Here is a 12,346-nt window from a genome sequence, read left to right on the forward strand (position 1 = left end):
TATGAGCGCGCATAGCAAACGCTTATGAACCGCGCGCCCGGGCCGCGCCGGCCGGGGCGCCGGCCTGGGCGGCCTGTTCGTAGACACGCACCCACTCGAGGTAGCGCTGCGCGATGCGCCCGGCCGCTTGCTGCCGCGTGATCGCGCCTTTGCGTTCGTCGGCCACGGCATCCCAGAAAGTCGTGCGTCCCACCGCGAAGCCTATGAACCCCGGCACTGCCGCCGCGGTGCGCAGCCAGCCGATCACCCTTTGCTCGTCGGCGCCCCGGCCCAGCACGATGCAGCCCACGCCGCGGCGCCCGCCGCGCTGCGCGGTGCCGACCAGTTCCTCGCAATCCGCACGGCTGTCCAGGCCTTCGATCTTCCAGACGTCGGGCTCGACATCGTCGTCCTGCAAGGAGCGTATCGCGCGGCACATCAGCTCGGGCCGCAGCTTGCGATCGTAGGCATCGCGATCGCCGCCGCAGCGCTGCAACTGCGCCGCATTGGCCGGCACCAGCAGCTCGAACATCAAGCGCTGGCCCGCATCGCGGCATGCCACCGACAGGCTGCGCAGCCTGTCGGCCTGGCGCCGGTTGAGCTGTTCGTCGTCCTCGGGGTTGTAGCGCACCAGCACTTTGGCGAAGGTCGGCGCGACCTTCGCGATATGTTCCATGAAGGCGTTGCCGTATTCGAAGAAAAACTCGTCGGAACCGCTCTTCTCGACCGACACCGCGGTCACGCAGCCGCTGGCGTGCGCATCTTCCAGCACCTGCGCGCCGAACTCCTCGTCGACCAGTATGCCGGCGCGGTCCGCCGGCACGCCATCGCCCAGCGCCTGGCGAAAGCCGTCGTAGATCAGCCGCTTGCTGGCGGCCACCTCGGCGTGCTGCGGCGCGCTCAGGGGCGGCTCGAAGCCGAACATGCCGCTCACGTAGGAATGGCGATGGTCGAAGGGCAACAGGTAGAGAGGCCTGTCATATCCGGGATTCATGATGGATCTCCTCGATACAATGCGCCGGGCGCAACGCGCGGCAGAACGCTGCGCATTGCGCTCAGCGCCTGGATTCAGCCGGGACGCGCGGCTTCGACCAGCGCGGCGCGGTCCAGGCCGCGCAGGTCCGAAATATGTTCCAGGTTCATGTCGGCGACGGGCGCCGCCGCGCCTTCGGGCTGGCGGGCATAGTGTCCCTGGTGCACCGACACCGTGGTCAGGCGCTCTCCCAGGACAGCCTTCATGGCCGCCAGGATGCGCGGCTTGTCGTCGACCATGATGTAGTGCTGCGCGGGCAGGCGGGCCTGGATATCGTCGAGCTCGCGCTCTTTATGCACATAGATCAGGACGCGGCCCGCCACCGCGTTCCAGAGCCCCGCCCGGTGGATCTTGTGGGGCTGGAAGACCACGTCGCCATCGGACAGTACCGCCGGCGTGGAATAGGCGTGCACGCGTTCCAGCATATCGAGCGCGCCGGGATACAGCCGCTCTGCGAAGGGGTAGTCGAGCAGGAACGCCGAGACTTCCAGCAGCCTGGGATCGTTGCCCACCTCGGGACGCAGATGCTGCAGGGCTTGCAGATAGTCGGCATAGCCCAGGCGGGCGCGCAAGTCTTCGAAGATCTGCCAGTAGCGCTCGCATGCCGCCTTACCGAAGTCGCGCTCGAGCAGCAGACGCAAATCGTCCTGCACCCGGTCGTTGTCCAGCAGGGTGTTGTCGCAATCGAAGAGAAACACAATCGCATCGCTGGCTTGCATACGGCGGCCCTCGAAAAATGGCGACACCCTGCATCGCGCGATGCGCAGCAAGGCCTATCCCGCGGCTTTGGACGCTTTCCACGCAAGATCGCGAAGTGCTGCACGCCTGGCCGCTCGAGCCCCGTACCGCAAGGCTTGCGGCGCAGGGCCTGATTCATTCTACCGCCGCCCCCACGGGCCATGAGGCCAGGGTGTGTAACAAAAGCCATGCTTTTATTTCGGCACAACGCCCATGGCCTCGTGCAGCCGGGCTCTTCTATCGGCGCCCTGCAAAAACAGCGGCCGCCGCTCGAGCGGCTACATATCGGCGCTGCCCTGGCGGCGATATTCGCCGGAGCCAGCCGCCGGCGCCTCGCTTGCCGCACCGCCCTCTTCCCCTCTTCTTGCGCGCAGCCGCCTCTGGTACCAAAACGTCCACGCCAGCATGACGCCATAAATGGCATAGCTGACGATGGGCGACACGACCAGCACGCGCTCTACCGGCCAATACCATGCAAAGCCGCAGCGCAGCAGGCATTCCAGCGTGAGCCCGGCACCCCAGACCAGCGTCATCAGGCGCATCGCGCCGCGCAGTACCGGCGTCTCGCGCCACAGCATCTCGAATCGCGCCGGGCCGTCGGCCTGCTGCCTGGCCAGCGTGGCGCGGGCCAGATAAAAAGTAAGAGGACGCGGCAAGGCCAGCGAGCCCAGGAAAATGACGCCGATCAGGCCCGAGGCCAGCGACTCGCGTATCAGCAGCATCCTGGGGCTGCCGCCCAGCGCCATCACGGCGATGGAAAGCACGATGCCCAGCAGCACGAAGGCGCTCAAGGCATCGACGCGGCGGAACCGGGCGAATTCGACCGCGCTCCATACCAGCGGCGGCACGGCCGACGCATACAACGCGCCTGTTTCGCCGTAGTGCGGCAGCGCGATCCGATATGCCAGCCAGGGCAGCAGCAGATTGACGGCGAATTCGAGAACGAGCTTGGGATTGAATTTCAAGGGATGAGATCCTGGCGCGGCGGCCGGAAGCATTCGGCGCGGGCGCGGCGCCTGGGCGGCGCGACGCAAGCGAATGGGGCACTTTAGTGCCGTTCGAATATTCAACTTCCGAGACACGGCACTAGCGGTAGTAATCCCAGCAGTATATTGCGGCCGCGGGCAAGCGCGGCCACGCCGGCGCCTGCCGCGACGTCAGGCGTCAGGCATCAGGCGTCAGCCCAAGGATTCCAGGATCCGGCGGGCCTGCTTGGCATGAGGCTCGTCTATCATTTGCCCGTCCAATTGCAGCGCGCGTTCACCGGGATTCGCCGCAAACGCCGCGAGCACGCGCCTGGCCCAGGCTATCTTCTCGGACGAAAAAGTGAACGCGTGGTTGATCGCTTCGATCTGGGCCGGATGTATGGCCATCTTGCCGCTGAAACCATCGCGGAATGCCGCCTGCGCTTCGCGCCCGACCCTTTCCGTATCTTTCAGAGCAACCGTGACAGCATCGATCGCCCGCACGCCGGCCGCGGCGGCGCCCAATACGCACAACGACCGCGCCAGGCGGAAGGGATCGGTATAGACGCCGCCCTCGCTATTGCTGATCACGCCCATGTCCGCCCCCAAGTCCTCGCCGCCCCAGGCCAGGCCCCACAAGCGGTCGGTCACGCCCGCATAATCGGAAAGCCGGAACAAGGACGCCGCCGTCTCGGTGGCAATCGCCAGGATCCTGGTTTGCCCGATAGCGATGCCCGCGGACGCCTCCAGGGCGTCGAGATAGCAGGCGACCGGAAACAGCGAATCGCGGCCACAGCATTTGGGCAGCACGATTCCATACGGCCGCTGCGGAACGATGGCCGCCAGATCCTGCAGCAGCAGACCGCTGCCCGCGGAGTTCACGCGCACCCACAACTGCTGGCCCGATGACCGGGAACCGAGCATGCGGACCACGTTCTCGCGCGCCTGTTGCTTGCCGTCGGGCGGCACCGAGTCTTCGAGATCCAGGATCAGGGCGTGCGCATCGCCGCCCTGCGCCTTGGCGAACTTGTCCGGCGAGCTTGCCGGCACGAACAGCATGGACGCGCTCATGTTCATGCCTCCCGCGGCAGCTTGTGCATGAAGGCCGCCCGCTTGCATATGCACACGACTTTGTCGTCCTGGTTCAGGCCCGTATGTTCGAATTCCACAATGCCGGCGGCCGGGCGGGATTTGCTTTCGCGCTTGCTCAGCACCTTGGTGCGGACGCGGATCGTGTCGCCGGCGAACACCGGCGCGGGAAAGCTGGTTTCGCTCATGCCCAGGTTGGCAACCGTAGTCCGCAGCGTGGTGTCGTTGACGCTCATGCCTATCACCAGGCCCAGGGTAAACAGGCTGTTGACCAGCGGCTTCTTGAATTCCGTTCCCGCCGCGAAATGGGCGTCGATGTGCAGCGGCTGCACATTCATCGTCAGCGTGCTGAAGAGCACATTGTCCATTTCGGTCACGGTGCGGGTCCAGGGGTGGTCGAACTGCTGGCCGACGGTGAATTCTTCGTAATAAAGACCTGCCATGTTTTTCTCCTTCCGTATCAATGTTCATATTTATGAACTATTATACGCAATCATGAATCTATATTTAGGAATTTTTCCACTGAGACCAGGGCCGTGAAAGACCACGGGCATGGCCTCGTCGAGACGCAGGGCAAGACCGCCCTGCTTTTCTGCTTAAATTCGTCATGCCTCCCACGCGCGCGCTGCGCCGGCCGGGCCCGCCTCGCAGCGGCAGCGCATCGAGGCAATTCTTCCCGGCGCAGATCGTGTTCGGGTCCATACGCCTCTGCGGCGTTGAATCTCTCCGACCTACACCCATGAATAGCGACGTAAAAAGTGCCAAGCGGGTTCTGAGCATCTTGCAGTTCTTTGCGCAAACCAAGGCCCCCGCGACACTCACCCAGATTTCCTCGGCGCTGGGCTTCCCGAAATCCAGTTGCCTAGCCCTGCTCGACACCCTGGAAGGCGAAGGATATGCGCGCCTGGACGCAGGCCGCTATTACCTGACGCGCCGCTGGCTGAACGAGGCCCGGATCGTCGCCGAGCACGACCAGTTGACGGCCCTGGTCCGCCCCGAACTCGAGCGCTTGCGCGACACGCTGGGCGAGACCCTGATCCTGGGGCAACGCTCGGGGCGCCGCGTGGTGTACCTGGACGTTGCGGAGCCCGACCGCGTGGTGCGCTTCACCGCATGGACCGGCCAGACCAAGCCGCTGCATGCATCCGCTTCGGGCCGCGCCCTGCTGGGCGCCATGGACGCGCCCGAAAGAGAACACCTGCTGGAAAACCTGACGCTGGATCGCTATACCGATGCGACTCCCACCACGCTGGCCGAACTGCGCAAGGAAATCGACGCCGGGCTGCGGCGCGGCTGGCATCTCAACCTGGGCCAGCACCAGGCCGATACCCTGTCGATCGCCTGTGCCATGCGCCTGTACGGCACGCCTTATTGCCTGATCGTGGGGGCGCCGATGGATCGCGCCCGAGTGCGCGCGGACGAAATCGGCCAGGCGCTCGCACAGGCTTGCAAACATCTGGCCTCGCAGATCGACGGCGTAGAGGCAGCATCGCCGCGCGACTAGCCCGGCCGCCATCCAGGCCTCCCGCTACACGGGCCCGCGCCGTTTCACTCTTCGGGTTCCGTGCCTGGGCCGCCCTGGCCCTTCGGGTAATTACCGATACCGCCCTATTGATCCTTTTAGTTCACAAACATAAACTTTAATTCATATTTACGAACAAACAGCCAGCCGGCCAATTTGCCGGATTGGCTCGTCGAAACTTGCGCATGGTTCCCGCCCCTCCGAAGGCGGCCGCCCGCTACGCGAGATTGCCTCATCAAGGAACAAGCACAATGCCGGGCGCGATGGATGGAGTACGGATTCTGGACCTGACCAGCGTGGGCATGGGCCCCATGGCGACCCAGATGCTGGGCGACATGGGCGCCGACGTAATCAAGATCGAATCGGCCGCGGGAGACGTATTCCGTCACGTGACCCCGCAACGGCACACGGGCATGAGCCACGCCCACCTCAACCTGAACCGCAACAAGCGCAGCGTGGTACTGGACATAAAGAGCCCCGCCGGCCGCGAGCAGCTCGAACGCCTGCTGGAAGGCGCCGACGTATTCATCTCCAATATGCGCGCGCCGGCCATGCGCCGGCTCGGCCTGGATTACGCCACGCTGCAGGCCCGCTATCCGCGCCTGGTGTACTGCGCCTGCTACGGCTATTCGGAAGCCGGCCCGTATGCGGGCCGCGCGGCGATCGACGACACGATCCAGGCTGTCTCGGGGCTGGCATGGCTGCAGGGCGGCGCGGGCCAGCAGGCGCCGCATTACGTGAACTCGGTCATGGCGGACAAAGTCGTCGCGCTGTACGTGGCCAATGCCGTGGCCTGCGCCCTCTATGCGCGCGAGCGCACGGGCCAGGGCCAGTCGGTCGAAGTGCCGATGTTCGAATGCATGGCTGCTTTCATGCTGCCGGAACACCTGGCCGGCCTGACTTTCGTGCCGCCCGAGGGCGGAGCCGGCTACGCGCGGCTGCTCAATCCCTACCGGCGCCCGTTCCGCACGCGCGACGGCTACCTCAGCGTCGTCCCTTACACCGACACTCAATGGCGCCGTTTCTTCGACCTGGCCGGCGCGCCGGAAATGGCCGAAGACCCGCGCTACCAGACACTCAACAGCCGCAGCCGGCACTTCCCCGAGCTGTACGGCTTCGTCGAGAGCACACTGCCCGCGCACAGCACGGCCGAATGGGTATCCCTGCTGACTCAGGCCGATATTCCCTTCGCGCCCGTCAATTCCATTGCGGACCTGCTCGATGACCCGCACCTGGCGGCCACGGGGTTCTGGCACAAATCCGAACATCCCACCGAGGGCACGCTGGTCCAGCCGGGGATACCCGTGCGCTTCAGCCGCACCCCCGGTTCGATCAGGCGGCATGCCCCCACGCTGGGCGAACACACCGAAGAAGTGCTGGACGAACTCGAACGCAATCGCAGCGAGCGAAATTAAAAACCACTGGAGGAAAGATCATGCGCAACATCCTGGGCGGCGCCGTGCTGGCGCTGTCATGCCTGCCGGCGATCGCGGCGACCGCCGCCTACCCCGACCCCGCCAAACCCATACAGTTCGTCGTCGGCTTTCCGGCAGGCAGCACCATCGACAATGTGTCCCGCCTGCTGCTGGACAATATCCGCAAGCGCACCGGGGCGACCATCGTGGTCGAGAACAAGCCCGGCGCGCTCGGCGTGATCGGCCTGGGGCAAGTCGCCCACGCCGCCCCCGACGGCTACACGATGATGCCCAGCTCCAGCGCCACCAATTCGTCGGGCCCCTATCTGTCGAAGGCCTTCCAGCGCTACGACACAGTGCACGGCTTCACGCACGTCGCGCGCGTGGTGCGCTTCGACGTGGCGGTCGTGACCAACGCCGCCAAACAATACAGCACAGCCCAGGCGCTCATCGGCGCCGCCAAGGCCAAGCCGGGGGCGCTCAGCAGCGGCTACGGTTCGGGCACCGGCCGGGTGGCCGCCGCGGCCTTCAGCCGCGCCGCCGGCATCAACGTAGTAGCCGTGCCCTACAAGGGCCAGCCCGCGGCCATCACCGACTTGCTGGGCGGGCGCATCGATTTCGTGGCCGCGGATCTCGGTTCCGTGCTGCCGCAGATCCACGCAAAAAAACTCGACGCCGTCGCCCTGGTTGCCGACAAACGCTCCACCATCCTGCCCGACGTGCCCACGGGCAAAGAGCTGGGCCTGGCCGACCTGAACCTGGTCGGCTGGATCGGCGTCTCGGGCCCGGCGAAGCTGCCGGACCCCGTCGTAAGCTGGTGGGCCAAGCAACTGAAACTGGCCATGGCCGACCCGGACATCGGCAAGCGCCTGCTTGCGATCGGCATGGAGCCTGACGTACTGACCGGGCCGCCCCTGCAGGATTTCGTCGCGTCCCAGTACAAGAGCTGGGGAACGGAGATCAAGAACGCAGGCATCAAACCCGAATGAGCCCGCTCGCCTGACGGGCCGCGCTCAATAGCCAACAGTGAAACGCTGGCGGCTGTGGGCCGGCTTTTCGATCTCGTCCACCAAGGCAACGGCATAGTCCTCGAACGAGATACTGCTGCCTTTTTCATTGACCAGCAGCTCGTCCTTGCCCAGGCGGAACTTGCCGGTGCGCACGCCCGGACCGAACATGGCCGAGGGCGAAAGAAACGTCCAATCCAGCGTCGGTTCTTTGCGCAGCAAGTCCAGGAAGACCCCGCCCGCCAGCGCCTCGGCCTTGTATGCCTCGGGGAAATCGGGCGTGTTGTACAAAGCCACCCCGGGCGCAACTTCCAGGCTGCCGGCGCCGCCCACCACCAGATAGCGCTTCACGCCCGCCGCCTTCACGGCGCCGATCAGCACGTTCGGGTCGCTGGCGGTGAAGTGCACCGCGCTGATCACAATGTCGTAGCCCTTGAGCTGCGCGGCCAGGGCCGCCTGGTCGCCGGCATCCACCGCCTTGGGCGTCACGCCGGGCAGCAAAGCGATTTTCTCGGGATGCCGGGCAAACGCGGTGACCTTATGGCCGCGGTCGGACAGTTCCTTGAGTATGCGTGAGCCGGCATTGCCGGAGGCGCCGATCAGGGCGATAGTGGACATGACATGTACTCCTTGAAAAGAATGGCTGAAATTGCGTAGTGGATGAATGCGGCGGCAAGGCTATATAGCGTCCATGGCCCCGCATAGCGGAACAGCCCGAAACGCCGCAAATACAGAGTGCGTGCCCCGGCGAAGCTGGCTCGGGAATGCAGATTTCAAAAACACACCTGGTATCTGAAAGAAACTATAATCCTTCCGGATACAGCTGTGAAGAACGCACTTTTACGTCACCTGATTACCTCAAAGAAACCGGCAATGAAGCCACCCATGGCACCCAACCCCTATTCCCGGCAATGCCCCACCCGCCTGGTCCTGGATCGCATCGCGGACAAATGGACCGTGCTGATCCTGGGCCTGTTGCGCCAGCGCGCGTGGCGCTTCAATGCCCTGTTGCGCGAGATCGAAGGCTTGTCGCAGAAAGTGCTGTCGCAAACGCTCAAGCGCATGGAGCGCGACGGCCTCGTGCACCGCGTCGCCTTCCCCACCGTGCCGGTCACGGTGGAATATTCGCTATCGTCCCTGGGCGAAACATTGGCGGGCTCGGTAAATGTGCTGATCGAATGGTCCGAAACACACATCAACGCCGTCGTCGCCGCACAGCAAGCTTATGATGCGCGGCAATTGGTGGCAAAGCAATCGGGAGCGCGGTAGGCGGGGCCGGGAGGCGCTCCGCGAATCGCATGGTTGCCTCACCATGAAGGGTACTATTCCCCACGGCTGAACTTGCCCCAGGCCAAGATGAAACGGCCAAGGCTGCGCGATACTGGGCCGACTGCATTCCCGGCCACATTCACGTCCTGGAAGTTTCAAGCTCTCGAAACGACCACGCACAATTTCTCATGCTGCCGACCTGTGACATGACCGGCCGGGGCGCCAAGCTTCCCGCAACGCCGGAGCATCCCCGAATGCTTGCGCGCAAAGCGTAACCGCCGATACCCATGTTTTTCGAAACTTCCCTTTGCGCGACTCTATTCCTATTGATTTAAATTCGTCAATAAACGAAAATGGCCTATTATCGAATAGAGCACTATCTGACTGGCGACGGCCACAAGGACTCTTATATCGATTGGCTGAAACGCCTGCGCGACAACCGGGCCAAAGTAGAGATCATCCGGCGTGTGGTCCGGATGGAGCACGGCAACCTCGGAGACCATAGATTCTGCCGCGCAGGGGTCTGGGAATTGCGCATCGATGTGGGGCCAGGCTACCGCGTCTACTATGCCCAGGCGGGCCCGCGCATCGTGCTGCTGCTTGGCGGCGACAAGCGTACACAAGACATGGACATAGACCGGGCAGTCGCCAATTGGCAAGACTGGCAACGGAGAGAAGACGATGAGAAGCAAACCCCATGACATGGCCATGGCCGAGCTGTACCGCAGTGATCCGGCGCTTGCGCTGGATGTCATCAATGGCATTCTCGAAGACGGCAACCAGGCTGAACTGCTGGTCGTGCTGCGCCAGCTTGCGCAAGCGGCCGGCGGCGTACAAGCCGTGGCCGAACAAGCTCACCTGAATCCGACGCAGCTTTACCGGACGCTTTCGCCCAACGGCAATCCCGCATTGAGCAGCCTTACGGCCATACTCAAAGCAATGGGACTACGGCTAGCGGTGCGGCCCTTGGAAACCGAAATACCGGCGCACATGGCCTGACAAAAAAGCAGGTAATACCGGAAATATAGCCCCAGGCGGCGCAGCCTCTCCGCAGATATCCAGCCGCGGACATCCATAGGAGAGACTTGCACATCCCTAGTTCATATGGATGCCGGCCCTCTTGACCAGTTGCGCATAGCGGCGCTCTTCCGAGGCGAGAAATGCGGCTGCCTCGGGAGGCGTGTCCAATATAAGGAAGTCGTCGCGCCTGTCGAACCCGGCCTTGACCTGGGGGTCCGTGAAACCTTTGACGAATCCGTCATGCAAGCGCTTTACCTGGCCCGAAGGTATGCCTTTGGGGCCGATCACCGCGAACCAGCCCGCCACGTCCACGGAGGGGAAGCCTTGTTCGATAAAGGTGGGGATGTCGGGCACGGAGCGCACGCGCTGCTTGCCCATGACACCGATCGCATGCAGCATGCCATTCTTCAGATATCCCTGAACGACGGCCAGCGCGGCCACGCCCATCTCGACCTGGCCGCTGAGGATGTCGGCCATCATCGGGCCCGTGCCGCGGTAAGGGATGTGCTGCGCCTTCACGTCGGCGGCTTGCAGGAACATCTCGGCGGCCAGTTGAATGATCGTGCCGTTGCCGGACGAACCGTAGCGCACCTGGTCCGGTTTGGACTTCAGATAGGCTTGCAATTCCTTGGCCGTGCGCGCGGCCACTTTCTTGGGGTTGACCACAAAAACGAATGGCGACCCGCCAATGACGCTGATGGGCGTGATGTCGCCCAGGCTGTCGTAGGGCAGGCTCTTGAAAACGGAAGGATTGACGCAGTGGTTATTGGAGACGACGCCCACGGTCAGGCCATCGGGCTGAGAGCGGATCAAGGCCGCGGTGCCCGTAATGCCGCCCGCCCCCGGCCGGTTCTCGATCACTACCGGCTGGCCGAATGCCTTGCCAAGCGCGTTCTGCGCAGAACGAACGATAATGTCCACCCCCGAGCCGGCGCTCAACGGCAGGATGACGTGCAATGGCGATCCCTCTGCGAGGCTCGCCAAAGGCTTGGCTATCAACCCCGTTGCCGCCAGCATGGCGCCCCGTTTAAGGATTTCGCGGCGTGCAGCGAAGACTTTCGTCGTGGTCATGGTAGGTTTCCTCCTGTGTAGTGGTAAAAGCGCCGTGTTGCCCCGCGCTTGCTGCGGGCGGCCGAAGCCGCCGTGTGGTTCAAGATGCCGTAGCCTTGATCGCCCCCAGTATTTCCTCTGTGTGCTCGCCCACTTTGGGCAGCGGCATACGCACCCCCGGCCGGCGATTACCCAGCATCAGCGGCAACAGCACGACATCGGTAGTCCCGCCATCGTCGGTCTGCATGGGCGCCATGCCCCCGCTTTGCTTCAGGTGCGGGTCTTCGACGAGTTGGTCTGGCCGACTGATGGGCGCATAAGGCACGCCGCAGGCTTCGAGCCTGGGCGCCAGGGACTCTACAGTGAAATTGCGCAGAATTTCGCCAAGTTCCAGCAGCAACTGGGGCCGCACGGCGACACGCGCGGCGTTGTCGGCGTATTCCGGCCGCGCCAGCAAATCCTCGCGCTCCAGCAGGCGGCATAGCGTGGCGAACTGCTTGTCGCTGACCGCCCCGATGAACAATTGTTCGTCTCCGGCCAGCGTAAATACATCGTAGACGCTCCACGCGGATACACGGGAAGGCATGGGCGGCGGCGCTTCGCCCGTCATCAGGTATTGCTGCATATGCTGGGCCATCAGAAACACGCAGTTCTCGAACAAGGCGCTCTGCACTTCCTGGCCGTGGCCGGTGACGTCCCTTTCGCGCAGGGCGGCTAATACCCCGATAGCCCCGAACATGCCGCCCATGATGTCGTTGACGCTGGTGCCGGCGCGCAGCGGCCGGCCTTGCGGTCCCGTCATGTACGACAGGCCGCCCATCATCTGCACGACTTCGTCCAGCGCCAGGCGCTTTTCATAGGGCCCGGGCAAGAATCCCTTGTGCGATACATAAATCAGCTTCGGGTAGCGCGCCGACAAGGCAGCGTAGCCCAAGCCGAGCTTTTCCATCAGCCCCGGCCGGAAGTTCTCCAGCACGACATCGCACTGGCCGATCAGTTCAACGGCGGTCGCACGGCCCTCTTCGGTCGTAATATCCAGCACCACGCTTTTCTTGTTGCGATTGAAGCTGCGGAAAAAGCCGACGCCCAGGCCGGGCAGCTTGCGGGTCTTGTCGCCGCCGGGCGGTTCGATCTTGATGACCTCCGCGCCCAGATCGGCCAGGATCATTCCGCAGGTCGGCCCCATGACCATATGGGTGAATTCGGCGACGCGGACGCCTTCGAGCGGCAGCATGGAAGAAGAACTCATGGACGGCTTC

Annotated in this window: 14 protein-coding genes; 6 read left to right on the forward strand and 8 right to left on the reverse strand. The window is 63.9% G+C overall.

The annotated features are described in order from the left end of the window. Positions 1-22 precede the first annotated feature (22 nt). The 5 genes from KVP10_RS16685 to KVP10_RS16705 all read right to left on the reverse strand — a co-directional run bounded on the left by KVP10_RS16685 (position 23) and on the right by KVP10_RS16705 (position 4,265). The gene (locus KVP10_RS16685) at positions 23-973 is read right to left on the reverse strand and encodes a 2-deoxy-5-keto-D-gluconate 6-phosphate aldolase domain-containing protein (protein ID WP_217965756.1); all 951 of its coding nucleotides are present in this window, start codon (positions 971-973) and stop codon (positions 23-25) included. Positions 974-1,047: 74 nt separating this feature from the next. Further along, positions 1,048-1,731 (reverse strand): HAD family hydrolase, encoded by a 684-nt coding sequence (locus KVP10_RS16690; protein ID WP_217965757.1) that lies wholly within the window; start codon positions 1,729-1,731, stop codon positions 1,048-1,050. A 297-nt stretch (positions 1,732-2,028) separates the two neighbouring features. Continuing rightward, entirely contained in the window at positions 2,029-2,715 is a 687-nt protein-coding gene (locus KVP10_RS16695) for a VC0807 family protein (protein ID WP_246600768.1), read from the reverse strand. Positions 2,716-2,928: 213 nt separating this feature from the next. Continuing rightward, entirely contained in the window at positions 2,929-3,786 is an 858-nt protein-coding gene (locus tag KVP10_RS16700; protein ID WP_217965758.1) for an HpcH/HpaI aldolase/citrate lyase family protein, read from the reverse strand. Positions 3,787-3,788: 2 nt separating this feature from the next. Next, positions 3,789-4,265, reverse strand: a complete 477-nt coding sequence (locus tag KVP10_RS16705) for a MaoC family dehydratase (RefSeq protein ID WP_343218761.1) — start codon at positions 4,263-4,265, stop codon at positions 3,789-3,791. Positions 4,266-4,543: 278 nt separating this feature from the next. Between KVP10_RS16705 and KVP10_RS16710 the strand changes: the two genes are divergently transcribed. The 3 genes from KVP10_RS16710 (at position 4,544) to KVP10_RS16720 (ending at position 7,730) form a co-directional block, all read left to right on the forward strand. After that, positions 4,544-5,308 carry an IclR family transcriptional regulator gene (locus tag KVP10_RS16710; protein WP_217965760.1) on the forward strand — a complete coding sequence of 255 codons (765 nt, stop codon included), beginning with the start codon at positions 4,544-4,546 and terminating at the stop codon, positions 5,306-5,308. Positions 5,309-5,577: 269 nt separating this feature from the next. Beyond that, on the forward strand, positions 5,578-6,741 hold the full coding sequence (locus tag KVP10_RS16715) for a CaiB/BaiF CoA transferase family protein (protein WP_217965761.1): 1,164 nt from the start codon (positions 5,578-5,580) through the stop codon (positions 6,739-6,741). A gap of 20 nt (positions 6,742-6,761) precedes the next feature. Beyond that, positions 6,762-7,730, forward strand: a complete 969-nt coding sequence (locus tag KVP10_RS16720; protein ID WP_217965762.1) for a Bug family tripartite tricarboxylate transporter substrate binding protein — start codon at positions 6,762-6,764, stop codon at positions 7,728-7,730. Between the two features lie 24 nt (positions 7,731-7,754). Here the strand turns inward: KVP10_RS16720 and KVP10_RS16725 are convergent, their stop codons facing one another. Beyond that, complete coding sequence (locus KVP10_RS16725) at positions 7,755-8,366, reverse strand: NAD(P)-dependent oxidoreductase (RefSeq protein WP_217965763.1); 612 nt, start codon at positions 8,364-8,366, stop codon at positions 7,755-7,757. 255 nt (positions 8,367-8,621) lie between these two features. On the opposite strand from KVP10_RS16725, the gene KVP10_RS16730 reads away from it, so the two are divergent. The 3 genes from KVP10_RS16730 to KVP10_RS16740 all read left to right on the forward strand — a co-directional run bounded on the left by KVP10_RS16730 (position 8,622) and on the right by KVP10_RS16740 (position 10,016). Continuing rightward, positions 8,622-9,017 (forward strand): winged helix-turn-helix transcriptional regulator, encoded by a 396-nt coding sequence (locus KVP10_RS16730; protein WP_217965764.1) that lies wholly within the window; start codon positions 8,622-8,624, stop codon positions 9,015-9,017. 353 nt (positions 9,018-9,370) lie between these two features. After that, positions 9,371-9,718 (forward strand): type II toxin-antitoxin system RelE/ParE family toxin, encoded by a 348-nt coding sequence (locus KVP10_RS16735; RefSeq protein WP_217965765.1) that lies wholly within the window; start codon positions 9,371-9,373, stop codon positions 9,716-9,718. Then, positions 9,699-10,016 carry a helix-turn-helix domain-containing transcriptional regulator gene (locus KVP10_RS16740; protein ID WP_217965767.1) on the forward strand — a complete coding sequence of 106 codons (318 nt, stop codon included), beginning with the start codon at positions 9,699-9,701 and terminating at the stop codon, positions 10,014-10,016. The genes KVP10_RS16735 and KVP10_RS16740 overlap by 20 nt, the downstream gene beginning before the upstream one ends. Before the next feature lie 96 nt (positions 10,017-10,112). Here KVP10_RS16740 and KVP10_RS16745 read toward each other — a convergent pair whose 3' ends face one another. Both KVP10_RS16745 and KVP10_RS16750 read right to left on the reverse strand, forming a co-directional pair. Then, a complete protein-coding gene (locus KVP10_RS16745) occupies positions 10,113-11,108 on the reverse strand; it encodes a Bug family tripartite tricarboxylate transporter substrate binding protein (RefSeq protein ID WP_376810970.1) in 996 nt (331 codons plus the stop codon). Between the two features lie 79 nt (positions 11,109-11,187). Then, on the reverse strand, positions 11,188-12,336 hold the full coding sequence (locus tag KVP10_RS16750) for a CaiB/BaiF CoA transferase family protein (RefSeq protein WP_217965768.1): 1,149 nt from the start codon (positions 12,334-12,336) through the stop codon (positions 11,188-11,190). Positions 12,337-12,346 lie beyond the last annotated feature (10 nt).

The organism is Candidimonas humi (assembly GCF_019166065.1).
GTDB classification, from domain to species: domain Bacteria; phylum Pseudomonadota; class Gammaproteobacteria; order Burkholderiales; family Burkholderiaceae_B; genus Candidimonas; species Candidimonas humi.

Excerpts from the sequence above, each read along its gene's own strand:
- KVP10_RS16715 (WP_217965761.1), top strand. The coding sequence starts at position 5,578 with ATGCCGGGCGCGATGGATGGAGTACGGATTCTGGACCTGACCAGCGTG.
- KVP10_RS16745 (WP_376810970.1), bottom strand. The coding sequence starts at position 11,108 with ATGACCACGACGAAAGTCTTCGCTGCACGCCGCGAAATCCTTAAACGG.
- KVP10_RS16740 (WP_217965767.1), top strand. The coding sequence starts at position 9,699 with ATGAGAAGCAAACCCCATGACATGGCCATGGCCGAGCTGTACCGCAGT.
- KVP10_RS16690 (WP_217965757.1), bottom strand. The coding sequence starts at position 1,731 with ATGCAAGCCAGCGATGCGATTGTGTTTCTCTTCGATTGCGACAACACC.
- KVP10_RS16735 (WP_217965765.1), top strand. The coding sequence starts at position 9,371 with ATGGCCTATTATCGAATAGAGCACTATCTGACTGGCGACGGCCACAAG.
- KVP10_RS16710 (WP_217965760.1), top strand. The coding sequence starts at position 4,544 with ATGAATAGCGACGTAAAAAGTGCCAAGCGGGTTCTGAGCATCTTGCAG.
- KVP10_RS16730 (WP_217965764.1), top strand. The coding sequence starts at position 8,622 with ATGAAGCCACCCATGGCACCCAACCCCTATTCCCGGCAATGCCCCACC.
- KVP10_RS16750 (WP_217965768.1), bottom strand. The coding sequence starts at position 12,336 with ATGAGTTCTTCTTCCATGCTGCCGCTCGAAGGCGTCCGCGTCGCCGAA.
- KVP10_RS16685 (WP_217965756.1), bottom strand. The coding sequence starts at position 973 with ATGAATCCCGGATATGACAGGCCTCTCTACCTGTTGCCCTTCGACCAT.
- KVP10_RS16720 (WP_217965762.1), top strand. The coding sequence starts at position 6,762 with ATGCGCAACATCCTGGGCGGCGCCGTGCTGGCGCTGTCATGCCTGCCG.
- KVP10_RS16700 (WP_217965758.1), bottom strand. The coding sequence starts at position 3,786 with ATGAGCGCGTCCATGCTGTTCGTGCCGGCAAGCTCGCCGGACAAGTTC.
- KVP10_RS16725 (WP_217965763.1), bottom strand. The coding sequence starts at position 8,366 with ATGTCCACTATCGCCCTGATCGGCGCCTCCGGCAATGCCGGCTCACGC.